Source organism: Piscinibacter sp. PDB1-1 (genome assembly GCF_056675995.1).
This window is the reverse complement of sequence record NZ_JBWVZJ010000001.1, coordinates 1,835,933-1,862,884: the sequence shown is the minus strand read 5'-3', so window position 1 is coordinate 1,862,884 and position 26,952 is coordinate 1,835,933. Positions and strand designations below refer to the sequence as shown.

The 26,952-nt window shown below is 67.8% G+C and carries 31 protein-coding genes; 22 read left to right on the top strand and 9 right to left on the bottom strand.

Translation table 11 applies throughout. The features are described from left to right. Window positions 1-74 precede the first annotated feature (74 nt). The 6 genes from AC1KAR_RS08645 to AC1KAR_RS08620 all read left to right on the top strand — a co-directional run bounded on the left by AC1KAR_RS08645 (window position 75) and on the right by AC1KAR_RS08620 (window position 4,267). A complete protein-coding gene (locus AC1KAR_RS08645; RefSeq protein WP_480316501.1) occupies window positions 75-716 on the top strand; it encodes a PEP-CTERM sorting domain-containing protein in 642 nt (213 codons plus the stop codon). Between the two features lie 108 nt (window positions 717-824). After that, window positions 825-1,403, top strand: a complete 579-nt coding sequence (locus AC1KAR_RS08640; protein ID WP_480316499.1) for a flavin reductase family protein — start codon at window positions 825-827, stop codon at window positions 1,401-1,403. Between the two features lie 59 nt (window positions 1,404-1,462). Beyond that, window positions 1,463-2,098, top strand: coding sequence for a glutathione S-transferase family protein (locus AC1KAR_RS08635; protein ID WP_480316497.1), 636 nt, complete (start codon window positions 1,463-1,465; stop codon window positions 2,096-2,098). A 92-nt stretch (window positions 2,099-2,190) separates the two neighbouring features. Next, window positions 2,191-2,847 carry a PEP-CTERM sorting domain-containing protein gene (locus AC1KAR_RS08630; protein WP_480316495.1) on the top strand — a complete coding sequence of 219 codons (657 nt, stop codon included), beginning with the start codon at window positions 2,191-2,193 and terminating at the stop codon, window positions 2,845-2,847. A gap of 90 nt (window positions 2,848-2,937) precedes the next feature. Next, complete coding sequence (locus AC1KAR_RS08625) at window positions 2,938-3,549, top strand: PEP-CTERM sorting domain-containing protein (protein ID WP_480316493.1); 612 nt, start codon at window positions 2,938-2,940, stop codon at window positions 3,547-3,549. A 34-nt stretch (window positions 3,550-3,583) separates the two neighbouring features. Further along, a complete protein-coding gene (locus AC1KAR_RS08620; protein WP_480316491.1) occupies window positions 3,584-4,267 on the top strand; it encodes a PEP-CTERM sorting domain-containing protein in 684 nt (227 codons plus the stop codon). On the opposite strand, the gene AC1KAR_RS08615 is transcribed toward AC1KAR_RS08620, so the two are convergent. Together AC1KAR_RS08615 and AC1KAR_RS08610 are read right to left on the bottom strand one after the other, a co-directional pair. After that, a complete protein-coding gene (locus AC1KAR_RS08615; RefSeq protein ID WP_480316489.1) occupies window positions 4,219-5,478 on the bottom strand; it encodes an NAD(P)/FAD-dependent oxidoreductase in 1,260 nt (419 codons plus the stop codon). The genes AC1KAR_RS08620 and AC1KAR_RS08615 overlap by 49 nt on opposite strands. Then, window positions 5,475-5,816 (bottom strand): c-type cytochrome, encoded by a 342-nt coding sequence (locus AC1KAR_RS08610; protein ID WP_480316488.1) that lies wholly within the window; start codon window positions 5,814-5,816, stop codon window positions 5,475-5,477. The genes AC1KAR_RS08615 and AC1KAR_RS08610 overlap by 4 nt, the downstream gene beginning before the upstream one ends. Window positions 5,817-5,951: 135 nt before the next feature. On the opposite strand from AC1KAR_RS08610, the gene AC1KAR_RS08605 reads away from it, so the two are divergent. The 9 genes from AC1KAR_RS08605 to AC1KAR_RS08565 all read left to right on the top strand — a co-directional run bounded on the left by AC1KAR_RS08605 (window position 5,952) and on the right by AC1KAR_RS08565 (window position 12,153). Further along, a complete protein-coding gene (locus AC1KAR_RS08605; RefSeq protein ID WP_480316487.1) occupies window positions 5,952-6,455 on the top strand; it encodes a (2Fe-2S)-binding protein in 504 nt (167 codons plus the stop codon). Further along, a complete protein-coding gene (locus tag AC1KAR_RS08600) occupies window positions 6,452-8,680 on the top strand; it encodes a xanthine dehydrogenase family protein molybdopterin-binding subunit (protein WP_480316486.1) in 2,229 nt (742 codons plus the stop codon). Before AC1KAR_RS08605 ends, AC1KAR_RS08600 begins: the two co-directional genes overlap by 4 nt. After that, window positions 8,680-9,099: a sulfur oxidation c-type cytochrome SoxX gene (gene soxX, locus AC1KAR_RS08595; RefSeq protein WP_480316485.1), complete on the top strand. Its 420-nt coding sequence runs from the start codon at window positions 8,680-8,682 to the stop codon at window positions 9,097-9,099. The genes AC1KAR_RS08600 and soxX overlap by 1 nt, the downstream gene beginning before the upstream one ends. Then, complete coding sequence (locus AC1KAR_RS08590) at window positions 9,096-9,545, top strand: SoxY-related AACIE arm protein (protein ID WP_480316484.1); 450 nt, start codon at window positions 9,096-9,098, stop codon at window positions 9,543-9,545. Before soxX ends, AC1KAR_RS08590 begins: the two co-directional genes overlap by 4 nt. Before the next feature lie 127 nt (window positions 9,546-9,672). Next, window positions 9,673-9,996, top strand: a complete 324-nt coding sequence (gene soxZ / locus AC1KAR_RS08585) for a thiosulfate oxidation carrier complex protein SoxZ (RefSeq protein WP_480316482.1) — start codon at window positions 9,673-9,675, stop codon at window positions 9,994-9,996. Window positions 9,997-9,998: 2 nt separating this feature from the next. Beyond that, window positions 9,999-10,778 (top strand): sulfur oxidation c-type cytochrome SoxA, encoded by a 780-nt coding sequence (gene soxA / locus AC1KAR_RS08580; RefSeq protein ID WP_480316480.1) that lies wholly within the window; start codon window positions 9,999-10,001, stop codon window positions 10,776-10,778. Between the two features lie 141 nt (window positions 10,779-10,919). Continuing rightward, on the top strand, window positions 10,920-11,348 hold the full coding sequence (locus AC1KAR_RS08575) for a hypothetical protein (RefSeq protein WP_480316478.1): 429 nt from the start codon (window positions 10,920-10,922) through the stop codon (window positions 11,346-11,348). A gap of 89 nt (window positions 11,349-11,437) precedes the next feature. After that, window positions 11,438-11,797: a DUF1428 domain-containing protein gene (locus AC1KAR_RS08570; protein ID WP_480316477.1), complete on the top strand. Its 360-nt coding sequence runs from the start codon at window positions 11,438-11,440 to the stop codon at window positions 11,795-11,797. A 131-nt stretch (window positions 11,798-11,928) separates the two neighbouring features. Then, a complete protein-coding gene (locus AC1KAR_RS08565; RefSeq protein ID WP_480316475.1) occupies window positions 11,929-12,153 on the top strand; it encodes a hypothetical protein in 225 nt (74 codons plus the stop codon). A gap of 12 nt (window positions 12,154-12,165) precedes the next feature. On the opposite strand, the gene AC1KAR_RS08560 is transcribed toward AC1KAR_RS08565, so the two are convergent. Then, window positions 12,166-12,333, bottom strand: coding sequence for an oxidoreductase-like domain-containing protein (locus AC1KAR_RS08560; RefSeq protein ID WP_480317803.1), 168 nt, complete (start codon window positions 12,331-12,333; stop codon window positions 12,166-12,168). 134 nt (window positions 12,334-12,467) lie between these two features. Between AC1KAR_RS08560 and nikR the strand changes: the two genes are divergently transcribed. The 3 genes from nikR (at window position 12,468) to upp (ending at window position 15,762) form a co-directional block, all read left to right on the top strand. Continuing rightward, a complete protein-coding gene (gene nikR / locus AC1KAR_RS08555; RefSeq protein ID WP_480316473.1) occupies window positions 12,468-12,896 on the top strand; it encodes a nickel-responsive transcriptional regulator NikR in 429 nt (142 codons plus the stop codon). A gap of 84 nt (window positions 12,897-12,980) precedes the next feature. Further along, window positions 12,981-15,086 carry a TonB-dependent receptor gene (locus AC1KAR_RS08550; RefSeq protein ID WP_480316471.1) on the top strand — a complete coding sequence of 702 codons (2,106 nt, stop codon included), beginning with the start codon at window positions 12,981-12,983 and terminating at the stop codon, window positions 15,084-15,086. 40 nt (window positions 15,087-15,126) lie between these two features. Continuing rightward, window positions 15,127-15,762, top strand: coding sequence for a uracil phosphoribosyltransferase (gene upp / locus AC1KAR_RS08545; protein WP_480316469.1), 636 nt, complete (start codon window positions 15,127-15,129; stop codon window positions 15,760-15,762). Between the two features lie 11 nt (window positions 15,763-15,773). Here the strand turns inward: upp and AC1KAR_RS08540 are convergent, their stop codons facing one another. The 3 genes from AC1KAR_RS08540 to AC1KAR_RS08530 all read right to left on the bottom strand — a co-directional run bounded on the left by AC1KAR_RS08540 (window position 15,774) and on the right by AC1KAR_RS08530 (window position 18,044). Continuing rightward, window positions 15,774-16,070 (bottom strand): hypothetical protein, encoded by a 297-nt coding sequence (locus tag AC1KAR_RS08540; protein ID WP_480316468.1) that lies wholly within the window; start codon window positions 16,068-16,070, stop codon window positions 15,774-15,776. Window positions 16,071-16,156: 86 nt separating this feature from the next. Beyond that, entirely contained in the window at window positions 16,157-17,011 is an 855-nt protein-coding gene (locus AC1KAR_RS08535) for a hypothetical protein (RefSeq protein WP_480316466.1), read from the bottom strand. Between the two features lie 373 nt (window positions 17,012-17,384). Continuing rightward, entirely contained in the window at window positions 17,385-18,044 is a 660-nt protein-coding gene (locus tag AC1KAR_RS08530; protein ID WP_480316464.1) for a hypothetical protein, read from the bottom strand. Between the two features lie 189 nt (window positions 18,045-18,233). Here AC1KAR_RS08530 and AC1KAR_RS08525 point away from each other — a divergent pair, with 189 nt between their 5' ends. Further along, on the top strand, window positions 18,234-19,163 hold the full coding sequence (locus AC1KAR_RS08525) for a cation diffusion facilitator family transporter (RefSeq protein WP_480316462.1): 930 nt from the start codon (window positions 18,234-18,236) through the stop codon (window positions 19,161-19,163). On the opposite strand, the gene AC1KAR_RS08520 is transcribed toward AC1KAR_RS08525, so the two are convergent. Next, window positions 19,117-21,330, bottom strand: a complete 2,214-nt coding sequence (locus AC1KAR_RS08520; protein ID WP_480316460.1) for an acyl-CoA dehydrogenase — start codon at window positions 21,328-21,330, stop codon at window positions 19,117-19,119. The genes AC1KAR_RS08525 and AC1KAR_RS08520 overlap by 47 nt on opposite strands. Before the next feature lie 193 nt (window positions 21,331-21,523). On the opposite strand from AC1KAR_RS08520, the gene AC1KAR_RS08515 reads away from it, so the two are divergent. Next, window positions 21,524-23,116, top strand: coding sequence for an alkaline phosphatase D family protein (locus AC1KAR_RS08515; RefSeq protein WP_480316458.1), 1,593 nt, complete (start codon window positions 21,524-21,526; stop codon window positions 23,114-23,116). A 22-nt stretch (window positions 23,117-23,138) separates the two neighbouring features. Here AC1KAR_RS08515 and AC1KAR_RS08510 read toward each other — a convergent pair whose 3' ends face one another. After that, a complete protein-coding gene (locus tag AC1KAR_RS08510; protein WP_480316457.1) occupies window positions 23,139-24,113 on the bottom strand; it encodes a Bug family tripartite tricarboxylate transporter substrate binding protein in 975 nt (324 codons plus the stop codon). Window positions 24,114-24,178: 65 nt separating this feature from the next. Here AC1KAR_RS08510 and AC1KAR_RS08505 point away from each other — a divergent pair, with 65 nt between their 5' ends. Together AC1KAR_RS08505 and AC1KAR_RS08500 are read left to right on the top strand one after the other, a co-directional pair. Beyond that, on the top strand, window positions 24,179-25,456 hold the full coding sequence (locus AC1KAR_RS08505) for an amidohydrolase family protein (protein WP_480316455.1): 1,278 nt from the start codon (window positions 24,179-24,181) through the stop codon (window positions 25,454-25,456). 75 nt (window positions 25,457-25,531) lie between these two features. Continuing rightward, window positions 25,532-26,149, top strand: coding sequence for a glutathione S-transferase N-terminal domain-containing protein (locus AC1KAR_RS08500; RefSeq protein WP_480316453.1), 618 nt, complete (start codon window positions 25,532-25,534; stop codon window positions 26,147-26,149). A 92-nt stretch (window positions 26,150-26,241) separates the two neighbouring features. Here AC1KAR_RS08500 and AC1KAR_RS08495 read toward each other — a convergent pair whose 3' ends face one another. Next, window positions 26,242-26,889 carry a LuxR C-terminal-related transcriptional regulator gene (locus AC1KAR_RS08495; RefSeq protein WP_480316451.1) on the bottom strand — a complete coding sequence of 216 codons (648 nt, stop codon included), beginning with the start codon at window positions 26,887-26,889 and terminating at the stop codon, window positions 26,242-26,244. Window positions 26,890-26,952: the final 63 nt, after the last annotated feature.

Genomic DNA, 26,952 nt, shown 5'->3' with positions numbered 1-26,952 from the left:
CGCAAGGGCGCAGAAGAACGAACAGGAACGCGACTTGCCGGCGCCCCTTGCTGTCAACACGCAAGGAGAGCGCCATGCAGAGCCGCCCGAGCCGCCCGAGCTTCCTGAGCTACCTGCGCCACCTGGGCGTTTTCGCCCTGCTGGCGGCCGCCAGCCTGAGCGCCCAGGCCACGCTCATCACTTTCGAGGAGCGCGCACGTGTTCCAGGGACAGAGCCCTGGGGCGATACCTGGGACGCCGATCCCATCACCAACGAGTACGACGCGCTCGGCGTGCACATCAGCGAGGGTTACCTCGTCGGCGCCCCGGGCGCGCAGTCTGTGCTGGGCGGGCCGGCGTTCCACATCAGCTTCACCGGTGTGCTGCCAACCTATGTGAGCCTCAGGTTCAGCTCGCCGGTGCCACCCAACGAGGCATGGGTCGACGCCGGCGGCCCCGGCTACGGCGCCACCTTCGGCACGGGAGGCGTGTCCTGGGGTGGGCCCGACATCGGCCTGATCCAGACGACCTACCACCCCAACAGCCTGGCGTCCTTTCATTCGGCCAGCGGCATCTCCTCTCTGAGCTTCAGCACCTATGCCATCACGCGCACGACCGGCTTGATCGACAACCTGTACTTCGGCAGCGTGCCGCCCGTGCCCGAGCCGGCGTCGCTGGCGTTGCTGGCGGCCGGGCTGGGGGTGGTGGCGCTGGCACGGCGCAGGCGCGGCGTGTGACTCATGTGACAGAACGCGGGGCGGTGCGCCGTACCTGCGGCCGGTAAGACGTTCGGCACGAATGCCCGGCTCGGCCGGCCCGCGATGCAGCGGGCCTAGACTGCGCGCATGAAGCAGCCCGTCGACCTCGCCCATGCCTGCCGCCTGATCAACCATGGCCCCACCGTGCTGGTGGGCAGCGCGCACGGCGGCCGCCGCAACGTGATGGCTGCGGCGTGGTCGATGCCGGTGGAGTTCGTGCCGCCGCGCGTGGCGGTGGTCGTCGACAAGAAGACGTACACCCGCGAGCTGATGATGAAAAGCGGCGGCTTCACGCTCAGCCTGCCCGGCCGCGCGCTGCTCGACGCGACCTACACCGTGGGCAGCGTGTCGGGCGCCGAGGTGGCCGACAAGTTTGCGCGCTTCGGCCTGGCGCACTTCGATTCGCCGCAGCTCGGCCTGCCGTTTGTCGATGGCTGCGTGGCCGGCCTGGAGTGCCGCCTGATCCGCGAGCCGCACACCGAAGACGCCTATGACACCTGCTTCGGCGAGGTGGTTTCGGCCTGGGCCGATGCGCGCGTGTTCGTGGGCGGGCACTGGTCGTTTCGCGGCGACAACACCGAACTGCACACCTTGCACCACCTGGGCGGCGGTCACTTCGCCTCGCCCGGCGAGAGCCTCAAAGCCCGAGTGCTCAACTCCGGATGAACCCGGCGGCACACTTCACACCCACCCGCCTCGCACTCACCCTTTCCACCGCGCGCACCATGAAACTCATCGGCATGCTCGACTCGCCCTATGTGCGGCGCGTCGCGATCTCCTTGCAACTGCTCGGGCTGCGCTTCGAGCACCAGTCACTGTCGGTGTTTCGCACCTTCAAGGAGTTCCAGCAGATCAACCCGGTCGTGAAGGCGCCCACGCTGGTATGCGACGACGGCACGGTGCTGATGGATTCGCCGTTGATCCTTGAGTACGCCCAGGCCCTGGCCAATCCGCGCAGCCTGATGCCCACCGATCTGGCTGAGCTGCGCCACGCACTGCGCCTCATCGGGCTCGCACAGGCGGCCTGCGAGAAGGCGGTGCAGATCATCTACGAGCGTGGCCTGCGCCCGCAGGAGAAGTGGCACGAGCCCTGGCTCCAGCGCGTGATGGGCCAGGTCAACGCCGCCTTCGGCCTGCTCGAACAGGAGCTGGCCCGCGTGCCGCTCTCGGCCGCCCGCGACCAGATCAACCAGGCCGGCGTGAGCGCGGCGGTGGCCTGGTATTTCGCGCGACACATGTTGAACGAGCAGGATTTGCCCAGCGCGCACTTCCCGAATCTGGTGAGCCTTTCGGCGCAAGCCGAGGCGCTGCCGGAGTTCCGCGCCGCGCCGCATGGGGACAGCACCTATACCTGCCCATAGAAGTCAGGGCCCTGGGATGTACTAAAAGCCAAGCGCAGCAGCGCAGGGAATGCCAATTGCCCTGCCACTGACCATCTGCAGGGGAGGTCACCATGCTGCATGCCCACCTGATCCCGCGCGCCGTGCTGGCCTTGGCCGCCGTCACGATCGCCGGCGCCGCGCAGGCCACGCTCATCACCTTCGATGAGTTCCCTTACGTGAACGATCCACTGCAGGGCTGGTCTTCCCACCCGCTCGACGGCGTGTACGACCACCTCGGCGTTGACCTCAGCGGCGCGTACCTGCAGCCCGCCGACGGCGACCTCACGTTTCCCAACAGCCAGTACGTGATCGGCGGCAATTACTTCAGCCTTTCGTTCACGAGCGCCACCTTGCCCACGTATGTGAGCCTGGTGCTGTCGTCGAACCTCGCTGGCACTCAGGCCACCGCCACAGCCACCGGGCCGGGATCGTTCAGCCAGATGGCCGACACCGGCGGCTTCCGCTACGACCCGGAGCTTGGCGACTTCGTCACCACGCCGTACATCGATCGACAGTGGGTGACTTTCCACTCGCCGCAAGGCATTTCGCAGATCAGCTTCGACACGTATGCGATCTCGCGCACGGATGCGAAGTTCGACAACCTCTACTTCGGCAGCGTGCCCATGGTCCCCGAGCCCGCGACGCTCGCGCTGTGGGCCGCTGGATTGACCGTGGTGGGGGTGGCTGCGCGGGGCCGCAAGGCGCGAAGCCACGCCATCGACGCCTGAGCCGCCGCCGGGATACCGATTGCCCACCTGAAGGGCTTGCACCAGGAGGTCAGCATGCACACCACTCGCCTGTGCCCTCGACTTGCACTCATGGCTGTCTCCCTGGGCTTTGCCGGCGTCGCCCAGGCCACGCTCATCACCTTCGACGAGCGGCCCTGGTTGGAGGGTCCCGACGATCCCTTCATCGCGAACCTCATCACCGACCAGTACGCCCACCTGGGCGTGCGCTTCGACATCGGATTCCTGCAGCCCGCCACGGGCGGCGGCTACGTTGGCAGCCAGTACCTCCTCGGCAGCAACAGCTTCGGCATCAGCTTCACCGAGGCCAGCCTGCCCACCCACGTGAGCTTCGTGTTCGGCTCGCCCGTGGCCCCGATTCGCGCCACCGTGACGGCCTACGGCGCCGATGGCAGCGTGCTGGGCACGGCCAACACCGGCGGCAGCTACATCGGCCTGCCCGACTACCCGTACTGGGTGGACACGCCGTACAACCACCGAACCCGGGCCTCGTTCAGTTCGCTTGCAGGGATCGCGCGGCTGCAGTTCTCGACCGTGATCAATTTCCGCTACGAGGCCGTGCTCGACAACCTCTACTTCGGCAACGTGGCGGCCGTGCCCGAGCCGGCGACGCTGGCGCTGTGGGCCGCCGGCCTGGGCACGATGGGTGTCGCGATGCGGCGTCGTCGTCGGGGCGGGCAATGACGAGGGCGTGATCCGTCGACTACCGGAGACCACCATGCATGTCGCTCCAAGCTTCGGCCACCGCCTCGCGCTGGCCGCCATCGCCGCCACGCTGGCCGGTGCGGCCCAGGCCACAGTCATCAGCTTCGACGAGCGGCCCTACAGCCCGCACCCGCCGGGAGATACCTCCTGGTACGCCGATCCGCTCGGCGACTACTACGACCCGTTCGGCGTGGACATCCGGGACGCCTACGTGCGGCCGCGAGGCGACTTCTCCATCTACAAAGAGAGCCAGTACCTGCTGGGCGGGCCCGCCTTCAGCATCGACTTCACCGACAGGACCTTGCCGACCTTCGTGAGCCTGTCGTTCACGATCCCGACCCCGGCGGCATTCCCGGCCGAGGTCATCGCCATCGGACCGGGCGGCTACCGGGTGGTGGCCACCACCGGTGGGCGCTACTGGGATGAGAACGGGCAGCCCTACGACACGCCCATGAACCTCCACAGCGTCGCGAACTTCCATTCGCCTGGGGGCATCTCCGGGCTTCGCTTCAATTACACCCTCACGCGCAACATCGGCCAGATCGACAACCTGTACTTCGGCCAAGTGGCGCCGGTGCCCGAGCCCGGCGCGCTGGTGCTCGCCGCGGTCGGGCTCGGTGTGCTGGGCGTGGCGCGCCGACGGCGGCGTCAGCCCAGCGTGTCGGCCCAGATGTTGCGCGCCCAGCCCTCCGCGTAGGCGGCCTCGGCCGCGCTGCGCGCCGACGACACGCCCCCCGATCCCGCCACCGGCTTGAAGGTGGCCTCGGCCGCCACGTACTCGTGCACGCTCGCCACGTGGATGGCGCTGTCGTCGGCCACGTAGCTGTAGCAAGTGTTCGTGAGCATGGGCTGCGGGTTGATCGCCAGGCCCGCGAGCTGCGCCACGATGGCCGCCGCCGCGACCTTGGCATGCGCGTTGGCCATGTGCGCGCTCTTGGGCATGCCGCCGGCGGCGAGCACGGCGTCGCCGAGCACGTGCACGTGCGCCGCGGCGGTGGATTCGAGCGTGAGCCAGTGCACGCCGCACCAGCGGCCGGCATTCATCAGCCCGGCCTGCTGCGCGATGGTGTTGGCGCGCATGGGCGGCAAGAGGTTGAGCACGTCGGCACGCACGTCGTCTTGCACCTCGACCTTGGCGCGATCGCCCTCCACGCCCACCACCTTGTGCAGCGGTCGGTGCTCCACCATGCCGGGGTAGAGATCGGCCCAGGCCTTCTTGAAGAGGCCGGGCTTGGAGGTGACGTCGGGGTTGGCATCGAGGATCAGCACCTTGCTGCGCGGCTTGGCACGCTGGAGGTAGGCGGCGATCACGCTGGCGCGCTCGTACGGGCCGGGTGGGCAGCGGTAGGGCGACTCGGGCACCGAGATCGCCACCACGCCGCCATCGCGCATGGCTTCGAGCTGGCGTCGCAGGGCGAGCGTTTCGGGCCCGGCCTTCCAGGCCTGCAGCACCTTGCCGCTCGCGTGGGCTGCGCGCAGGCCGGCGATCTCGTCGAACATCAACTCCACACCGGGCGACACCACCAGCTTGTCGTAGCCGATGCGTGCGCCACCACCGAGCGTGACCGTGCGGCCCGCGGTGTCGATCGACGTCGCCCGGTCGCGCACCCAGCGCACGCCATGGCGCGAGACCAGCGCGTCGTACGGTGTGGTCAGGTCGGCCAGCGTGCGCCGGCCGCTCAGCACCAGGTTCGACACCGGGCACGAGACGAAGCTCGGCTCTGGCTCGATCAGCAGCACCTCGATCGTCTGGCCCGACAACAAGCGCACGTAGCGCGCCGCCGTCGCGCCGCCGAATCCACCGCCGATCACGACCACCTGCGCGCGCGCGGTCGCGCCGGGCAATGCGCCGCAGGCGGCCAGCGCGGCCGTGGCGCCGCTGGCCAGCACGAGATGGCGTCGCTTCATGGCGCCCCCTTCGGCAGCGCGGCGAAGTAGTCGGCGATCTGTTCGAGTTGCGCCGACGTGTAGCCGCGGGCGATCTGTTGCATCACCGTCGAGGGGCGCGCGCCATCTCGAAACGCGGTGAGCAGGCCGAGCAGCTCGGTGCGATCGCGACCCCGCAGGGAGACCATCGCCGTGCCGGCTTGCGCGCCGCCGTCGGTGCCATGGCAGGCCGCGCAGGTGGCGGCGAGCGAACGCTGCTGCAGCAGCGCCTTGGCGGGTGGGTCGGTGGCCTGCGCGGCGGGCGATACGAGCGTTGCCATCACGGCTGCGGCCAGGGCCGCGAGGGGCGGGAAGGTCATGCGGTCTCCTTCGGGCGGGGCTGCATCTTGCGCCCAAGCAGAAGTGGACGCCGGTGCGGTGGAACCCTCGGCTTGCGCGGGTTATTGGCTTGTCGCATGCTGCCCGCTCCGGCTTCGGCCCGCGCGGAGACCCTCATGCCCACCTTGAACGTCAACGGCAAGCGACTCACGTACCAAGCCGATGCCGACACGCCCTTGCTGTGGGTGCTGCGCGAGCAACTTGGCCTCACCGGCACCAAATACGGCTGCGGCATCGCGCAGTGTGGCGCCTGCACGGTTCACCTCGACGGAGTGCCCACGCGCAGTTGTGTGCGGCCGGTGTCCACGGTGGAGGCGGGCAGCAAGATCGTCACCATCGAGGGCCTGTCGGCCCAGGGCGACCACCCGGTGCAAAAGGCCTGGGCCGCGCTCGATGTGCCGCAGTGCGGCTACTGCCAGTCCGGGATGATCATGGCCGCGGCGGCACTTCTCAAGGCCAAGCCGCAGCCGACCGATGCCGACATCGACGAGGCCATGACCAACATCTGCCGCTGCGGCACCTACAACCGCGTGCGTGCGGCGATCCACGCGGCAGCCTCGGGTGGCGACACCAAGCGTGCTGCGATCCACATCCAGCACATCGACGGGAGCACAACATGAGCTCGCCGCGTCGCCCCAAGGGCGAATGCCGGAGTGCGGAGCGCGAAGGTCTGTCGATGAGCGCCGCGCTGTCCAGACGCGAGTTCATCGGTGCGGGCGCCGGTCTCGTCGTCGGCTTCCATATTCCATTCGCCGGTGCCGCAACCGCCGCTGCCGCGGCGACCGGCACGCCCGAGATCAACGCCTGGGTCGTCGTGAAGCCCGACGACACCGTGGTGATCCGCATCGCTCGCTCCGAAATGGGCCAGGGCTCGCTCACCGGCCTGGCGCAACTGGTGGCCGAAGAGCTGGATTGCGATTGGGCCAAGGTGACCACCGAGTACCCCACGCCCGGCCAGAACCTCGCGCGCAAGCGCGCCTGGGGCAACTTCTCGACCGGCGGCAGCCGTGGCATCCGCGAGTCGCACGACTACACGCGCAAGGGCGGCGCGATGGCTCGCACGATGCTCGTGCAGGCCGCGGCCGGGCAATGGAAGGTGCCGGTGTCCGAATGCAGCGCTGCCGCCAGCGTGATCACGCACACGCCGAGCGGGCGCAAGACGAGCTACGGCAAGGTCGCACTCGCCGCCGCCAGGCTCACGCCACCGACCGAGGTGGCGCTGAAAGACCCGAAGGACTGGAAGCTCCTCGGCAAGCCGCTGGCGCGCCTGGACACGCGCGACAAGCTCACCGGCAAGCAGGTCTACGGCAGCGACCTCAAGCTGCCCGGCATGCTCAACGCAGCGATCAAGGACTGCCCGGTCTTCGGCGGCAAGGTGAAGAGCGTCAACGCCGCCGCCATCGCCGGCAAGCCCGGCGTGAAGAAGGTGGTGCGCGTGGGCGAGAGCGCCGTCGCGGTGATCGCCGACACCTGGTGGCACGCCAAGACCGCGCTCGACGCGCTGCCGATCGAGTGGGACGAAGGCCCTCACGCCCAGGTGGCGAGCGCCGACATCGCCGCCACGCTCAAGGCCGGGCTGGACGCGCCCACCGCCGCGGTGGGCAACAGCAATGGCGACGCCAAGGCCGCGCTGGCCACGGCGGCGAGGCGCATCGAGGCGGTGTACTCGTACCCGTTCCAGAACCACGCGACGATGGAGACGATGACGGCGACGGCGACGTACACACCCGAGCGCTGCGAAGTCTGGACCCCCACGCAGAACGGCGAGGCCGCACTCGCCGCCACCGCCGAGGCCGCCGGCCTGCCGCCCGAGAAGTGCGAGGTCTACAAGCTGCTGCTGGGCGGCGGCTTCGGCCGGCGCGGCGCGATCCACGACTGGGTGACGCAGGCGGTGCTGATCGCGAAACAGATGCCGGGCACGCCCATCAAGCTGATCTGGTCGCGCGAAGAAGACATGACGCACGGCCGCTACCACCCCGTCACGCAGTGCAAGCTGAGCGCGGGGCTCGATGCGCAGGGCGAGCTGCAGGCGCTGCACATGCGCATCTCGGGCCAGTCGATCCTGGCTGGCGTGTTCCCGCAGATGATCCGCGACGGCAAGGACCCGGTGGTCTTCCAGGGCCTCAACCCACGGGGGCCCGAGGCCTCGATCGGCTACACCGTGCCGCACCTGCTGATCGACCACGCGATGCGCAACCCGCACGTGCCGCCGGGCTTCTGGCGCGGCGTGAACCTGAACCAGAACACGATCTACCTCGAGTGCTTCCTCGACGAGCTGGCGCACGCCACGCAGCAGGACCCGCTGGCCTTTCGCCGCAAGCTGATGGGCAAGAGCCCGAAGCACCTGGCCGTGCTGAACGCCGCCGCCGAACGCGCCGGGTGGGACACGCCGGCGCCGGCCGGCGTGTACCGAGGCCTCGCGCAGACCATGGGCTTCGGCAGCTACGTGGCCGCGGTGGCCGAGGTGTCGGTGAGTGACGAAGGAAAGCTCAAGATCCACCGCATCGTGGCGGCCACCGACTGTGGCCACGCCGTCAACCCGCAGCAGATCGAGGCGCAGGTCGAAGGCTCGTTCGTGTACGGCTTGTCGGCGGCGCTGTACGGCGAGTGCACGGTGAAAGACGGCCGCATCGAGCAGGACAACTTCAGCACCTACAACGTGCTGCACATGGACGAAATGCCCAAGGTCGAGACCATCGTGATGCCCTCGGGCGGCTTCTGGGGCGGCGTGGGCGAGCCCACCATCGCGGTGGCCGCGCCGGCGGTGCTGAATGCGATCTTCGCGGCGACCGGCAAGCGCATCCGCGACCTGCCGCTGAAGAACCACGGCCTGAAGAAGGCCTGATGCGCTCGCTGGCCGGGATCGTCTTCACGCTGTGTGCCGGTGCCGTGCAGGCGCAGGGTGCCGGCGGTGACGCGCTGCCCTCGCCGCTCACCGCCACGCCGGGCGATGCGGCGCGCGGCCGCGCGATCGTCGCGAGCCGGCAGACCGGCCTGTGCCTGCTGTGCCATACGGCGCCCATCCCCGAAGAAGCCTTCCAGGGCACGCTCGCACCCGACCTCGCCGGTGCAGGTGCGCGCTGGTCGGCAGCGCAACTGCGCGCGCGCATCGTCGACTCGCGCCAGTTGAACGCGCAGAGCATCATGCCGGCCTACTTTCGCCGCGAGGGCCTGCAACGCGTGGCGCCCGCTTGGCAGGGCAAGACGCTGCTCGAGGCGCAACAGGTGGAAGACGTGGTCGCGTACCTGGTCACGCTGAAATGACGGCCTCGCTGCACCGCCGCGAACTCCTGCAACTCGGCCTGGCTGCGAGCGCGGCGCTGATCGTGCGGCCCGCGCACGCCACCTCGTCGGAGATGGAGGCGGCGATCCGCGGCTACACCAATGGCGGCAGGCTGCAGACCGGGCGCGTGACGCTGCAGGTGTCCACGCTGGTCGAGAACGGCAACGCCGTGCCGATCACGGTGAAGGTGCAAAGCCCGATGACCGCGGATGAGCATGTGACCGGCATCGCCGTCTTCAACGACCGCAACCCGCAACGCGATGTGGTGCGATTCACGCTCGGGCCCCGCGCGGGGCGGGCCGAGGTGTCCACCCGCATTCGCCTTGCCACCTCGCAGCAACTGGTGGCGGTGGCGCGGCTGAGCGATGGCAGCTACTGGTCGCATGCCGTCGATGTGCTGGTCACGCTGGCGGCTTGTCTGGAGTGATGCATGTACATCGGTGTGGGCCTTCGATACCTCAGGCTAAGCGGGTGGTGGCATGCGGGTCATCAAACGCTCTCCGACCGCTCAGCCTGAGGTATCGAAGGCCCGCTCCACCCTGACCCAAGAACCCATGGCCCGCACCCTCATCACCGCCCCCCCGACCGCCAAGCGCGGCGACGTCATCGAGATCAAGACCCTCATCGCCCACGTGATGGAGACCGGCTTTCGCCCCGACGCCAACGGCCAGATCAAGCCGCGCGACCTCATCAACCGATTCAGCTGCCGCTACAACGGCGAACTCGTCTTCAGCGCGCAGCTCTACCCGGCCGTCGCCGCCAACCCGTACATCGCCTTTCATACCGTGGCCACCGAGAGCGGCACGATCAGCTTCGAGTGGGAAGGCGACAACGGCTTCAGGCAAAGCGAGAGCGTGTCCATCACGGTCACTGAATGATGATGAAGCGGGCCGCCGCGATCGGCCTGCTGCTCGCGGTGGCGGCCTGCGCACCGCCTGCACCAGGGCCGGCGGCCGATGCGCGCCGCTCGGGTTTCGCCGACATGAGCCCGCAAACCCAGGCCATGCAGCGCGACGACACGCAGAACCCGGCGATGCTGTGGGTGCAGGACGGCGCGGCGCTGTGGTCGCGCGCGCCGGCTGGCACCGGTGAGGCTTGCGCCGCCTGCCATGGTGATGCCGCCCATTCGATGCCCGGCGTGGCAGCGCGCTACCCGGCCTTCGATGCCGCCAGCGCGCGGCCTGTGAACCTCGCGCAGCGCATCAACTTATGCCGAGAGCGCCACCAGCAGCAGCGCCCGCTCGCCGCCGAGAGCCATGAACTGTTGGCACTCGAAAGCTTCGTTGCGTTGCAGTCGCGCGGCCTGTCGGTGGCGCCACCGGTGAACGACCCCCGCCTGCGAGCGCACCGCGACCGCGGCGAAGCGCTGTACCGCCAGCGTATCGGGCAGCTCGACTTGTCATGCGCGCAGTGCCACGACGAGCGCGCCGGCGGGCGCCTCGGCGGCAGCCTGATCCCGCAAGGCCATGCCAATGGCTACCCGCTGTATCGCCTGGAGTGGCAATCGCTCGGCTCGCTTCAGCGCCGCCTGCGCAATTGCCTGACCGGCGTGCGTGCCGACGTCCCGGCCTACGGCGCGAGCGAGCTGGTCGAGTTGGAGCTCTACCTGGCTTGGCGCGATCGCGGCATGGCCATCGAGTCACCGGCCGTGCGGCCGTGAGTGCAGCGCCCTGACAAGCGCAGAGTGAGCGGCCGCCCGCGCGGCGTGTGCCGCAACCCCTCAGTCCAAGGGGCGGGCATTGAGTGCGTGGGGGGCGTTCGCACGTACCCTTGCGGCACAAAAAACAAGAACTCAGGGATCATGAACAGAACGCTTCTGGCGGCGCTGCTGGTGTTGGCTTTCAACGCCGCCGCTGCTCAAGGCCGGCCGGTGTTGGCCAGCCTCCATTTGCAACGCACCGCGGCGCAGGCCGATGCCTTCGCTGCGCGCGGCCGAGGGTTGGCGGCACCTACTTCGCAGTTCGAGTTTCTGCCCGGCACGGATTGGGTCTGGGACTCGCCCCATCGTGCGCCCGCTCTGGCAGCCGGCACGCAGCCCCGCGCCGCGGCCTGGCCTGCGAACGACGCTGCCGTAGGCCGAGCCGAAGACAGCAGCGCAGTCGGGGGCGACACCGACGTGGCCACCCTCGAGGCACGGCTCAGCGCTGTGCCCGCACCCTTGCTCGCGGCTGCGGGCCTTCTCGTCACCGCCGCGTGGTGCCGGCGCCGCCGGCGATTGATGCCGCGTTGATGCACGCTTGACGCGCCCGTGGTGCCGCACCGCGGCCATGGGCACTCGGATTGCCGCATGCTCCAGCCACATCAACACTGGAGACAGGCATGACGCACTACGTGGATGGATTTGTGCTGGCCGTGCCGCGCGCCAACATCGAGGCCTATCGCAAGATGGCCGAAGACGCCGGCCGGGTGTGGATGGAGTACGGCGCGCTGGAGTACCGCGAATGCTTGGCCGATGACGTTCAGTCCGGCACGCTGACCTCGTTTCCGCAGGCCGTGCAGTTGAAGGACGACGAAGTCGTGGTCTTCTCGTGGATCACCTACCCCTCGCGCGATCAGCGCGACAGCATCAACGCCAAGGTGATGGAAGACCCGCGCATCAAGAGCATGAGCCGTGATTCCATGCCCTTCGACCCTTCGCGCATGTTTTTCGGCGGCTTCACCATGATCGTGAAACTCTGAAGAGCCACGGATCCGCACGATTGCGGTAGGACATCGACTACCTGCCGAGCCGTGATTGGCCGGCAGGCCGCGCGCGGCCGCCTTCGGACAATGGCGACTCCTGAACCTTCAACACAGCAAGGAGCGCCGCCATGACCACGCAAGCACGCATTCAGGGCGAAGTCGCCTACCGTGAAGGCGACGGCCCCAACATCGTCATTCCCAAGGGGCCGGTGGAACTCGACGAAACCGAGCTCGACGTGACCATCAGCTGGAGCGATGGCGACACCAACGGCAGCGCGGCCATTCCGATGGCCGACTTCCGGCGCCACGTGGCCAGCCGCGCCATCGTCGTCACCCAGGGCGGGGTGCGCTAAGCATCGCCTCCCTCAGTCCAGGATCAGCAGCGCCTCTTCGCGCCAGTAGTCCACCGCGGCGTAATAGCCCTCCCACACGCAACCATTGCAGCCGCGTTCACAGCAACTCGTGGGCTCGGGAGGTGGCGCGCGCAGCGTGATGCCGCGCGCCTGGGCGCGAAGCTGCAGCTCGGTGAACATCGCTTGTGCTGCGGCGCGGGGATTCAGGGCAGGGTCGAACACGGGATCGGGAGCGGGGCGAAAGCGCGTAGTGTGACCGACGCGCACGGTCGATTCGGTGGCAGCATCGCGTCCTGCACTGGTGGAGCCCTGCCTTGAAACGATTGACGATGTCGCTCGACGACGAACTGGCCGATGCCTTCGAGGAACTGGTCGCCTCGCGCGGCTACGAGAACCGATCCGAAGCCTTCCGCGATCTGCTGCGCGCCGATCTGAGCCGCAAGCAGCAAGACGAGAATCCCAAGTCGCCTTGCGTGGCCACGCTCACGTATCTGTACGACCACCACCAGCGCCAGTTGGCGCTGCGCCTGAACGACCTGCAGCACGAGCACCACGAGCTCACCGTCTCCACGATGCACGCGCACCTGGACCACGGCAACTGCCTGGAGACCGTCATCCTGCGCGGTCAGGTCGGGCGCGTTCGCGCCTTTGCGCAGTCGCTGATGGTGCAGCCGGGTGTGTCGCACGCCTCGCTGCAGATCATCCCGATGGCTCGGCCGCGCGGCCACGGCCACGCCCACTGAGATCGCCTCAGCCGATGTGACCTGCGGCGGCTGGCACGCAACTTGTATGATGAAAATGGCATTCGTCATACACATCAAGCCACCATGAGACATGCTCGTCGCCTTCCTATCCTCACAGGGCTTGCTGCTGCCGCGGCCTCGTCTGTCGTGCTGGCGCAGACCGCGACCGATGCGCCGGCCCAGGCCGAACTCGGCCGGGTCGAGGTCACGGGAGCGCACTACGAAAACGCCGTCGGATCGAGTGATGCCGCCTCGCAAGGCGCAGTGCGCGCCGAGGCACTGAAAAGTCGGCCCGCATTGCGCCCGGGCGAGCTGCTCGAGTTCGTGCCCGGCGTGCTTGTCACGCAGCACTCCGGCGACGGCAAGGCCAACCAGTACTTCCTGCGTGGCTTCAACCTCGACCACGGGACCGACTTCGCCACCACGGTCGGTGGCATCCCGGTCAATATGCCGACGAATGGCCACGGCCAGGGCTACTCGGATCTCAACTTTCTGATCCCCGAGATGGTCGAGCGTATCGACTACCGCAAGGGCCCGTACTTCGCGACGCACGGTGACTTTGCGTCTGCCGGCGCCGCCGACATCCACTACCGCACGCGGCTCGATGCGCCCTTCGGGCAACTCACGCTGGGCGAGAACGGCTACCGCCGCGGCCTGCTCGGTGCGTCGCTCGAGCCGCAGCCCGACCTGGCCCTCACCGGCGTGTTCGAGGCCATGCGCAACGACGGCCCCTGGTCCGTTCCCGAAGACCTGAAGCGCACCAACGGCCTGATCAGCCTGGCGCAGGGCACACAGGCGCGAGGCTGGTCGGTGACCGCCATGGGCTACGACGCGTCGTGGACCGCCACCGACCAGATCCCCCAGCGACTGATCGAGGCCGGCACCTACAACGGATTACCCTTCGGCCGCTTCGACGGCCTGGACGACAGCGATGGCGGCAGCACGCGCCGCATCAACCTCGGCGGCGAGTGGCACCAGCGTGATGCCGGTGGCGAGGCGGCCCTCTCGGCCTACGTGATGCGTTACGAACTGGCGCTGTACTCGAACTTCACCTACGCACTCGACCGGCCCGCCACCGGCGACCAGTTTTCTCAGCAGGACGAGCGCACGGTCTATGGCCTGCAGGCGTACCGCAGCTGGAACCACACGCTCGGCGGGCTGGGCGCGCAGAGCGAGCTGGGGGTGCAGTTGCGGCACGACAAGATCCGTGTCGGCCTGTACGACACGCAGCGCCGCGCCGTCGTCGACACGACACGCGTCGACGACGTGCGCGAGACCCTGGCCAGCCTCTACGGCCAGATGCAGCTGCAGTTGACGCCGTGGCTGCGCGGCATCGGCGGCCTGCGTGCCGATGCCGCGCAGTTCCGGGTCGACAGCCTGAAAGGCGATGCGATCGCTCAGGCGAACTCGGGCAGCGCGAGCGCGCAGCAGTTCTCTCCCAAGCTGAGCCTCATCGCAGGCCCCTGGGCCAGCACCGAGTTCTTCTTCAACGCAGGGCGAGGCTTCCACAGCAACGACGCACGGGGCACCACGGCCCGCTTCGATCCGAAGAGCGGCGATGCCGTTGACAGCGTGCCGGGCATCGTGCCCTCGCAGGGGTTCGAGTTCGGTGTGCGCACCGAGGCGTTGCCCGGCGTGCAGTCGTCACTCGCGCTGTGGCAGCTCAAGTCGGACTCCGAACTCGTCTACGTGGGCGACGCCGGCACCACCGAGCCCAGCGCGGCGAGCAAGCGCCGCGGGGTCGAATGGAATACGCGCTGGCTGCCCACGCCGAACCTGCTGTTCGACGCCGATCTGGCCTGGAGCCACGCCCGCTTCGACAACGGTGACCGCATCCCCAACGCCGTCGACAAGGTCGCCTCGGTGGGCGCCACCTTGCGCGACCTCGGCCTCTGGTCGGCCAGCCTGCAGTGGCGTTACCTCGGCAGCGCCGCGCTGATCGAGGACAACAGCGTTCGCTCGCTGCCGTCGTCGACCTTCAACCTGCGCATCGCACGCGACCTGCGCGACGTCCTGCCCAAGGGGTCGGCGCTGACCTTCGACGTGTTCAACCTGACAGACCGCGAGGTGAACGACATCCAGTACTACTACACCTCGCAACTGCCCACCGAGGCCGCGCCGGTGGACGACCGAATCGTCCACCCGGCCGAGCCGAGGTCGGTGCGCTTGACGCTGAGCTTCGCCTTCTAGCCCCGCTTGGCGATATGCTGGCCGCACAGGAGATGCGCCCATGACCACGCCCCAGATTCACCACGTAAGCCACCCGCTGATCCAGCACAAGCTCACGCTCATGCGGCAAAAGGACCGCAGCACCAACAGCTTTCGTCGCCTGCTGGGCGAGATCAGCATGCTGATGGCCTACGAGGTCACGCGCGACATGCCCACGCAGCTGATCGAGATCGAGACCCCGCTCGAAACCATGCAAAGCCCGGTGATCGACGGCAAGAAGACGGTGTTCGTGTCGATCATGCGCGCCGGCGCGGGCTTCCTGGACGGCATGCTCAACGTGATCCCCGGTGCGCGCATCGGCCACATCGGCCTGTACCGCGACCCGAAGACGCTGGTGGCCGTGGAGTACTACTTCAAGATGCCGTCCGACATGCACGAGCGCGACGCCATCGTGCTCGACCCCATGCTCGCCACCGGCAACTCGGCGGTCGCAGCGGTGGACCGCCTGAAGGAAACGAACCCGAAGTCGATCCGCTTCGTCTGCCTGCTGGCCGCGCCCGAAGGCCTGAAGAACTTCACCGACGCGCACCCCGATGTGCCGGTGTACGTGGCCGCGATCGACCGCGAACTCAACGACCACGGCTACATCGTGCCGGGGCTCGGGGACGCGGGCGATCGCTTGTTTGGCACGAAGTAGCGTTACAGGTCCTAGAAGAACACCCGCTGCGCGACGCCACCGGGGGGCGCGTATGACACCTCGACGCCGCCGCCAGGAGCCGCCTCGATGACGGCGATGTCGCCCGGGTTGGACGCGAAGTTGCCCGGTGTTGTCTGGTTGCGAATCACGGGTGGGAGGCCCGGGTTGACCAGCATGATCTGGTCGAAATTTGTCGTGAGCACTGCCACGCCGTTAGGGGCAAGCGTGGCCTGGATCACGCCGGCCGCCAGCAAGCTGATCTGCAGCGGGTGCTGGTTGGTCGTGGGGTTGGCGTTGAGTGTGAGCATGATCTTCCTTTGTATGGGGTGACGGCTGCGGTCGAGGAGGTTGGCGCCAGGGCTAGGTCATGCAGCCCGGGCGTGGGCTGCGAAGCTCAGTGCTTCAGGATGTCGGCCAGGCGCTTCTTGTAGGCCGCGAGCTGCTGGTCATAGAAGTCCTTGATGAAATCCAGGAGCTTGTCTGCCATGTAGTCGACCAGCTTGTCGCCCATCTTGGCCTGCATCTTGATGATGAGCTCCTTGTCGCCGACGAACTGGTAGGTGTCGTAGACCGTGTCGAGCACCGTCTTGCCGCCACCACCGCACAAGGTCTCGACCTTGGTCTTCTTCAGGTTCATCGAGAACTTGATGATGCGTACCGCGATCTCGGTCTCGTTGTAGCCCGTGATGATTCCGAAGTAATTGAACTTCTCATCGGTGTTCTCGTACTTCGCCAACTGGCCGCCGCTCTTCTTGAGCGCGCCGACGACAGCGTCCTTCAGCCCGTCCATGTTCTTGATGTTGACGATGCTTTCCACGACCTCCGGATTGGCGCTCACCGCGAACTCTTCCTGGTGGACTTCCTTGCTCTGGGTGTCCTTGAAGTTGAAGAACGGGAACGGGAAATCCATGTAGGCCTGCAGCCAGGCATTCATGTTCTTCAGCGCCTTGTCGGGCTCGATCTTGGCTTCACGCGCGGCATCGACGAGAGACTTCTGGACCATGTTCTGGCACACAGCCATCACCATCGAACACGCCTTGTAGTCTTCCTTGGTCATCGTGCCTTGCTGGTCCACGGTGACGGGTTGCGGGATGCTCATCGGGCCGGGAGGAACCTTGTCGGTAGCGCCTACCGGGGCCGCCCCGCCGCCTGGGGGATCGCCCCGGAGCAGACCTCCGTGTCGCGGGTGCTTGCGCGCGATCGCGTCGACAAGGAACGAGAGGTCTTCCTTCGTGAAGTTGTCACTCATCTGGCACTCCGTTGCTGTTGGTTGCAGGGGCGCCGAGTCTATGAACGGAAAGTTCGAATCGAAGCGATCCGCCTCTTTGCGAAGTGGTCAATAACTTTTATGGTGAGCGTGGTGATAACGTGCAAAGCGAGCGTGTCATTTCACGCCGACTGCTAGCGATAGACGGAGTGGCTCTGTCTCGCTCGGCGTGCTCGTGCGCGTGACTTTCGCTAGCGCCAGGTGGGCGCGAACGCGGCCGATCAGCAGGCGCAGCTGAATGCCGCCTACTGTCCCTCGATCGCTCGCGGTCTCGCGAGCACATCGCACCGGAGGACCACAGTGGCAAGGGCGCGAATTGCCTTCGCGCCTGCCTCGCAGGTGGTGCGACGCCGCCTCAGGAAGGCAGGACGGAATCGGTGGAGTCGTCGAACGAGGGACGGTACTCGCCGAGCGGTGCGTGGTCGCTCAGGCGTGCCTTCATCGAGTCGATCCAGTCGGGAGGCGAGAGCGGTTCGTCGCGCGCGGCCAGCTTCAGGCCGGCCAGGATCACCAACGCGAGCAGGGCGAACAAGCCAAGCGCAGGCAGCAGCACCATGTGTACCGGCTGGTTGTTCAGGATGCGTGCCACCCCGAGGAAGGCGCAGTAAAGCCACAGCGAATTCGACAGTGCGACCGGGATGACCACGCTGAGGTAGTCGCGCCGCGTCCAGTGGGCCACGGTGTGCGGTTGCGCCAGGCGGGGGAACGTGATCCGGTGCAGCACCATCGCGTTCAGGCACAGCAGGCCCACCAAGAGCATCTTGCCGACGACTTTGGGGTGCTCGGCAAGATAGTTGGGGTGTTCGCTCACATTGATGCCAATCAGCGCCGCGCCTGTCACACACAAGACGATCAGCGCGCCGAAGATGACGCGTTGCTCGAAGCGCTTGGGCGGCCGGATGACGCATCGGTAGCGCACCAGCTTGGCGATCAATCGCAGGTCGGTCGCGATGATCAGGCCGAGCGCCAGGCAGGTGGCAATGAGGTGGGCGTAGACAAGGAGCAACTTGGTCATGGCGGCGACAATGTGAACTGCTGTGCAAATATTGCATGAAATGTGACTTAAGTAACACCCGGGCTTCCCAGAGTCTCAAAAAAACCCAACCTGTAAGAAGTTCCGATTGGCCGTAGGCCGCGGTTGCCCCGAGGCTGCCGCCCGCGCGTGAGGGACACTCGCCGCACATCACGAGACCCGAGCCGCCCGATGAAGCGCATCGCCCCCGACACCGCCGACGAGCCCCAGCCCGAGATCGACGCCGAAGCGCGCGCCCGGGCGGCGCAGCGCAGCACCTGGGTCAGCGTGGCGGTGAATCTGGTGCTGAGCACCGTGCAGGTCGTGGTGGGTGTGCTGACCAAATCACAGGCGCTGGTGGCCGATGGCCTGCACACGCTGTCGGATCTGGTGGCCGATTTCGTCGTGCTGTTCGCCCACCGCCACAGCCGCAAGGCCGCCGACGAAGACCACCCCTACGGCCACCAGCGCTTCGAGAACGCAGCCTCGCTGGTACTCGGGTTGCTGCTGCTGATCGTGGGTCTGTCGCTCCTGTCGTCGGCCTTCGTCAAGTTGCGCGACCCTTCGTCGATCGAGCAGGTGCACGAAGGCGCGCTGTGGATCGCCGGCTTGGCGCTGGTGTCGAAGGAACTGCTGTTTCGCTACATGCTGCGCGTGGCGCAGCGCGTGAAGTCGAGCCTGCTGGTGGCCAATGCCTGGCATGCGCGCTCGGACGCGGCCTCGTCACTGGTGGTGGGCGCGGGTATCGCCGGCAACCTGATGGGCTATCCGATCTTCGACCCGATCGCGGCCCTCGTCGTGGGGCTGCTGATCACGCGCGTGGGCTGGCGCTTCGGCTGGAGCGCGCTCTCCGACCTGGTCGACCGTGCCGCCGATGCACAAGAGGTGGAGGCGATCCGCCGCACCCTCGCCGAAACCCCCGGCGTTCGCGGCGCGCACGATGTGCGCACGCGCAAGATGGGCGACATGATCGTGGTCGACGCGCACATCGAGGTCGATGCGTCACTCAGCGTCGAGGCGGGCCACGCGATCGCCGTGGCCGCACGCCAGCGCGTGATGCAGCACCATCGCGTGCTCAGCCTGATGACGCATGTAGACCCGTGGCGGCCGGCTGCGCCGTGACTCGTTCTTCGGGCCAGGTGTTCTCGCGCGGGTCGTCGAAGTCGTCGACCTGGATCACGCGGTCCGCAGCGCGCAGGTAGTTGAGCGCCGCCGCGGGGTGACGCGACTGCCGGGCGACGGCTTCGAGCGACCCGGTTCGGCGCAATGCCTTGTTCAACTCGGGTACCTCGTCGCCCAGCGCCTGCGCGAACTCGAGCGCCTGCATCAGGTCGAGCAGGCCGCCGTTCTTGGGGCGCGAGACGTCGGGGCACAGGTGGCGTGCGAGTGACGGGTCATCGCGCAGCGCGTCGGCAAAGGCCAGCAGTTCGCGGTCGCGCAGCGGCGCGAGGTGACTGGTGCCGCTCAACACGAAGGGTGCCGCGATGTGCGCCCAGCGCGAGGGCAGGTTGGCATACAGGTCGCGCAGCGTGGCCGCGGCCAGGTCGAGTTGCACGCGGATGGCCGCGCGTGCGATCGGCAGCAGGCGCGTGTCGTTCTCGCATTCGTAGCGCCACACGCAGGCCGAGGCGAGGTACAGGTGCGATAGCACGTCGCCCAGACGTGCCGAGAGCAACTCCATGCGCTTGAGCTTGCCGCCGAGCAAGCCCATCGCCAGATCGGCGCTGAGCGCGAACTTGGCCGACAAGCGCGCAATCAGCTTCGCCTCGCTCAGCAGATCTTCGGGCGGCATGCCGATCACCGGCGCATGGACCATGCTGCGCCAGATATTGCGCAGCACATGCAGGCCGTGGCCCACCAGTGCGCGGCCCAGCCGCTCGGGGTCTTGCGCCTGCACGGCAGCCATCTCTTCGAGCACGTGCGGGTGGCAGCGCGTCGCGCCTTGGCCGAACACGATCAACGCCCGCGACAACAGGTTGGCGCCTTCCACCGTGATGGCGATCGGTGCCTGCCGGTAGGCGCCGCCGAGCAGGTTCTTCGGGCCGCTGATGATCCCCTTGCCGCCGAGGATGTCCATGCCGTCGTTCACCGCCTTGCGCCCCGCCTCGGTGAGCTGCACCTTGAGCATCGCGCTGGCCACGCTCGGTCGCTGGCCGGCATCGAGCGCGGCGGCGGTGTAGCGGCGCGCTGCATCGGTGGCGTACAGGCGCGCAGCGGTCTGGGCGATCAGGCCGCCGATCGCGTGGAACTTGCTGATGGGCAGGCCAAACTGCTCGCGGATCTGGCCATAGCCGTTCATCACGAACAGCGCGGTCTGCTGCATCGCCGCGCCCAGCGCAGGCAGCGAGATCGCGCGGCCCGCGGCCAGGCATTCCATCAGCATGCGCCAGCCCTGGCCGACCTGCTTCTCGCCGCCGATGATCCAGTCCATCGGCACGAATACGTCGTGGCCGTGGATCGGGCCGTTCATGAAGGCCGAGTCCATGGGCCGGTGGCGCCGCCCGATCGTCATGCCCGGCGTGGGCACCGGGATGAGCGCGCAGGTGATGCCCAGCTCCTGCTCGTTCTCGGGGCGGCTCTCGTCCACGGCCTGGAAGGCGAGGCCCACCACGGTGGCCACGGGTGCGAGCGTGATGTAGCGCTTGTCGAAGCGCACCATGAAGCCGCGCACGCGCTGCCCGTCGATCACGCGCTCGGTGAGCACGCCTCGGTCGGGGATGGAGGCGGCATCCGACCCTGCATAGGGCGAGGTGAGCCCGAAGCAGGGCAGGTCGCGGCCATCGGCCAACCGCGGCAGGTAATGCTGCTTCTGGGTGTCGGTGCCGTAGTGCAGCAGCAGTTCGGCCGGGCCGAGCGAGTTGGGCACCATCACCGTCACCGCGCAGGCCGTGTTCACCGTGGCGATGCGCGTGACCACCGCCGCGTGGGCGTAGTGGCCGAAGCCGAGGCCGCCAAACTCCTTGGGGATGATCATCCCGAAGAACTTCTTGTCGCGCAGGTAGCGCCACACCTCGGGAGGCAGGTCGCGCGCCTGGTCGATGGCGAAGTCGTCGAGCATGGAGCACAGCTCGACCACTTCGTCGTCGATGAAATCCTGCTCCTCGGGCGTCAGCTCGTTGGGCCCGATGTGGCGCAAGTTCGCAAAGTCGGGCTGGCCAGCGAAGAGCTGCCCCTCGAACCCCACCGTGCCCGCTTCGAGCGCCGCGCGCTCGGTGTCGCCCATGGGCGGCAGGGCCTTGGAGAACGGACCGAACGCATGGCGCCCGATGAAGCGGCTGATGACTCCCATGCAACCAAGGGTAGGCCGCGAAAGCCGGTCTGTGAAGTCGTCCCGCAACCCGAGCGCGTGTAGGACACGCGGCGCCTGGACCGCGTGAATCAAGTTCTTGCGTCGCAGCAGTGTCATGTGACAGCGCCAGGATGCGGCCTGCCGAATGAGCCACGCCGCATCCCCTCCCACTCCCGTCAAGCATCACCCGCCCATGAGCCGCATCTGCCAGCCCCGCCGACAGTTCGTCATCGCTTCGTCCGCTGCCCTTGCCGGTGGCCTGCCTTCCATCCTGGCGAACGCACAGGCGCCGGCGCATGTGGCCGCGCCCGGCCAGCGCCCGGGCTTCCCGTCCGGCGTGCAGAGCGGCGACGTGCTGGCCGACCGCGCGGTCGTCTGGGCGCGTGCCGACAAGCCGGCGCGCATGTGGGTCGAGTGGTCGACCACGCCGAGCTTCGCCAAGGCGCAGCGTGTGCGCGGCCCCCACGCGCTGGACGTGAGCGACTTCAGCGCGCGCATCGACCTCACCGGCCTGCCGGCGCAGCAGGACATCTTCTACCGCGTGCAGTGGGAAGACCTCGCCGGCGGTGCGCTGTCGGAGCCGATGGCCGGCCACCTGCGCACCGCACCCACCGAGCGCCGCGACGTGCGCTTCCTGTGGTCGGGCGATACCGCCGGCCAGGGCTTCGGCATCAGCGAGGAGTTCGGCGGCATGAAGATCTACGAGGCCATGCGGCTGCGCAACCCCGACTTCTTCATCCACTGCGGCGACACGATCTACGCCGACAGCGTCGTGGCCGCCGAGATCAAGGCATCCGACGGCAGCGTCTGGCGCAACAGCGTGCTCACCGAAGAAAAGAGCAAGGTCGCCGAGACGCTGAAGGAGTTCCGCGGCAACTACCGCTACAACCAGCTCGACACCCACCTGCGCCGCTTCAACAGCGAGGTGATGCAGGTCTGGCAGTGGGACGACCACGAGATCACCAACAACTGGTCCGACAGCAAGGACCTCTCTGCCGACAAGCGCTATACCGAGAAGAACGTCGCCCTGCTCACCGCGCGCGGCTCGCGGGCGTTTCTGGAGAACGCGCCGATGCGCTGGCACGCGCAGACCGAAGAGCAGCGCGTGTACCGCAAGATCCCCTACGGCCCGCTGCTCGATGTGTTCGTGATCGACATGCGCAGCTACCGTGGGCCCAACACCCACAACCGGCAAGGCGCCATCGATGCCGAATCGCAGTTCCTCGGTGCCGAGCAGCTCGCCTGGTTGCGCCGTGAGCTCAAGCAGAGCAAGGCAGTGTGGAAGGTGATCGCAAGCGACATGCCGATCGGCCTGCAGGTGGGAGACGGCAACGATGCCCAGGGCCGCCCGAAGTTCGAGGCGGTGGCCAACGGCGACGGACCGGCGCTCGGGCGTGAGCTGGAGTTTGCACAATTGCTGTCGTTCATCAAGCGCGAGCGCATCCGCAACACCGTGTGGCTGACGGCCGACGTGCACTACACCGCCGCCCACCACTACGACCCGCGGCGCGCGCAGTTCCACGACTTCGACCCCTTCTGGGAGTTCGTCAGCGGCCCGCTGCACGCAGGCAGCTTCGGCCCCAACCCGCTCGACAACACCTTCGGCCCCGAGGTGCGCTACGTCAACGCACCCGCACCGGGCCAGACCAACCTGCCACCGAGCGCGGGCCTGCAGTTCTTCGGCGAGGTGGAGATCGACGGCCGCACGGCCGCCATGACGGTGCATCTGCGCGGCCTGGCCGGGCAGTCGCTGTGGAGCACGCAGATCGCGCCGCAGCGCACCTGAACGGCCTTGGCTGCGCGGCCCCTCAGTTGTCGACCTTGATCTTGCGCGTGGTGATGATGTCGGAGAGCAAGGCCAGGTCGGCTTTCATGCGCTGCGCCAGCCCTTCGGGGCTGCTGCCCACGGCCTGCCAGCCGGCGGTGAGCAGGCGCGATTGCGTCTCGGGCTGCTTGATCACCTCGGCCAGTGCGGCCGACATGCGCGCGACGACCGGCTTGGGCAGCGAGGCCGGGCCGACGAGCGCCGTCCACACCTCCAGCTCGGCGCCGCGCAAATCGGCTTCGCGCAGCGTGGGCACCTCAGGCACGAGCGGGCTGCGCGCGGGTGAGGTCACGCCGATGGCCTTGAGCTTGCCGGCCTTCACCTGAGGCATGGCCAGGCCTGGCGGCAGAAGAGACAGGTGGATCTGCCCGGCCAGCAGCGCGCTCACGACCTGCGGGTTGCCACCGAACGGTACGTGCACCGCCGCAATGTCGGCCTTGCTCTTGATCAGCTCCATGCCCAGGTGCGCCACCGTGCCGTTGCCGGGCGTGCCGTAGTTGCCCTGGTCGCCCAGGGAGCGTGCCCACTGCAGCAGCTCGGCTGGCGTGTTGCCGCTGGCGCTGGCGGCGGCGGTGAGCACGAGCGGTGCGGTGCCCAGCAGCGAGATGGGTGCGAAATCCTTTGCCGGGTCGAACGGCGTGGCCGGGTTGATGAGCCTGGCCACCGTCAGGTTGCCGTTGATCAGCACGCCCAGCGTGTGCTCGTCGGTGGCGCGCGCCACCTGGTCGGCGGCGATGTTGCCCGAGGCCCCGGCCTTGTTGTCCACCACCATCGGCTGGCCGAGGGCATGCGTCAGGCCGTCGGAGAGGGCGCGCGCCATCAGGTCGGGTGTTGATCCGCCGGGGAAGCCCACCATCAGGCGCACCGGGCGCGTGGGCCAGGCCGCTTGCGCCCAGGCAGTTCGGGCGAGGAAGGGAGCGGCCGCCATTGCCGCCAGGATCTGTCGCTTGCTGATCATGGGAACGCCTCTTGCAATGAGACTCGTGAGCGTAAGTCAGAATCAACTACCCCCAGGAGCCGCCCATGAACCTGCTCGTGCGCCATGCCACGCTTCCCGACGGCCGCAGCGGTATCGACGTACTCGCGCAAGACGGCCGCATCGCGGCGATCGGCCCGAGGCTGAGTGCGCCCGAGGGCATCCCGACGATCGACGCGCAGGGCCAGTTGCTCAGCCCGCCTTTCGTCGACTCGCACTTTCACATGGACGCCACGCTCAGCCACGGCCTGCCGCGGGTGAACCAGAGCGGCACGCTGCTCGAAGGCATCGCGCTGTGGGGCGAACTCAAGCCGCTGCTGACTCAAGAGGCGCTGGTGGAGCGTGCGCTGCAGTACTGCGACTGGGCGGTGGCCAAGGGCTTGCTGATGGTGCGCTCGCACGTGGACGTGTGCGAGGACCGGCTGCTGGCCGTCGAGGCGCTGCTGCACGTGAAGCAGCAGGTCAAGCCCTACCTCGATCTGCAGCTCGTCGCCTTTCCGCAGGACGGGGTGCTGCGCAAACCGCGTGCGCTCGAGAACCTCAAGCGCGCGCTCGACATGGGTGTGGAGGTGGTCGGTGGCATCCCGCACTTCGAGCGCACCATGGCCGAGGGCGCCGAGAGCGTTCGGCTGCTGTGCGAGATCGCCGCCGAGCGTGGCCTGCGCGTGGACATGCACTGCGACGAGACCGACGACCCGATGAGCCGCCACATCGAGACGTTGGCCTTCCATACCCAGCGACTCGGTCTGCACGGCCGTGTGGCGGGCTCGCACCTCACGTCCATGCATTCCATGGACAACTACTACGTGAGCAAGCTGCTGCCGCTCATCGCCGAGGCGCAGGTGCACGCCATCGCCAACCCCCTTGCCAACATCGTGCTGCAGGGCCGCCACGACACCTACCCCAAGCGCCGCGGCATGACGCGCGTGCCAGAGCTGATGGCCGCTGGCGTCACCGTGGCGTTCGGGCATGACAGCGTGATGGACCCGTGGAACTCCATGGGCAGTGGCGACATGCTGGAGGTGGCGCACATGGGCCTGCATGTGGCGCAGATGACATCGCAGAAACAGATGCATGCGTGTTTCGAGGCCGTCACGGTGAACGCGGCGCGCATCATGGGCCTGGAGGGCTACGGCCTGGGGGTGGGCTGCCATGCCGACTTCGTGCTGCTGCAGGCGCACTCCACCGTGGATGCGATTCGCCGCCGGGCCACGCGGCTCGCGGTGGTGCGCCGTGGCGAGGTGGTGGCACGCACGCCGCCTGCCACCGCGCAACTCATGCTGCCGGGGCGGCCCGCGAGTGTCGACTGGGCGCCGGCCCGCTGAGCGGGGCCACCCCTGTGCGCGGGTGCTCCGTCACAGGTGCTGGGCCTAGAATGATTTGAAACAGGGAACCAAATCATGAAACTCATCGGCGCGCTCACCAGCCCCTATGTGCGCAAGGTGCGCATCGTCATGGCCGAGAAGCGGCTCGAGTACCAGCTGGAGCTGGAAGACGTCTGGAATCGCGATGCCATCCTCAAATCCAACCCCCTGGGCAAAGTGCCCTGCCTGGTGATGGAAGGTGGTGAAGCGGTGTTCGATTCCCGCGTGATCGTCGAGTACGTCGACACGCTCTCACCCGTGGGCCGGCTGATCCCCGAGCGCGGGCGCACACGCACCGAGGTGCGCACCTGGGAGGCCTTGGCCGACGGCGTGTGCGATGCGCTCATCCTGGCCCGGCTTGAACAGACCTGGGCCGGCCGCAGCGAAGAGCAACGAAGCGCCGCCTGGGTGAGCCGCCAGATGGACAAGGTGCATGCCTCGCTCGCGGCCATCAGCCTGGGGCTGGGTGACAAGCCATTCTGCGCCGGCATTCATTTTTCGCTGGCCGATGTGGCCACCGGCTGCGCGCTGGGCTACCTCGATTTCCGCTTCAAGGACATCGATTGGCGCAGCCAGTACCCCAACCTGGCGCGGCTGGATGCGAAGTTGGCGCAACGCCAGAGCTTCATCGATACCGCGCCGCCGGTGGCGTAGGGCCCCTCAGTCGTTTCGCCGCACCTTGCAGGCCGCGCTGGGTCGTTGGCCTAGCCCCTCGCGGGCTCCTCGATTTTGCCGGAGGCAGTGCCTTACGCGGCCCTGAGGCTCAGCGCGCTTGCGCGGCGATCGAGTTGAAGCTTGTTGTACACGTGGCGAATGCCGCAGGCGAGTTGGTGCACGCTGGATTGCCACTGCTGGGCGATCTCGTCGATGAGGTAGCCCTGGGCCACCCATTGCAAGATCTCCTGCTCGGTGTCGGTGAGCACGAGCGGGTCGAGCGCTTGCGTTGCGGTGTCGAAATGGGTCGCGGCCGCTTCGCGGAAGTGCGAGAGCAGGAGCCTCGCGATCGTCGGCGATATCGGCGATTCGCCGCGCGACACCTGCTCCAGTGCGCCGATCAGTGCGCCAGGTTTTTCGGTGTGTACCCAGTAGCCGTCGGCGCCGCCGCGCAGCGCTTCGAGCAGGGCCGAGTCGTCGTGCGCCAGCATGGTGACGATGATGTGCGGCACCGGTGCGCCGCCGCCGCGGCGCAGTTCGGTGACGAGGGGCTGTACCTCGCCGTCCTGCACGCGCATGTCGGTGACGAGGATGTCGGGCCGCAACGCCATGACGAGGGGTCGCGCGGCGTCCACGGTGTGGGCCATGCCGACCACGCGAAAGCCTTTGGATCCATCGATCAGGCTGCACAGGCGCGGGCTGGCCTCGTGGTCACGTTGCAGCAGGACGATGGACGGCATGGGGCGTGGTGGGTTCGAGACGGGCGGGCCGTGTTCCCCATTGTTGGGGTGCCTCCTTGGCGT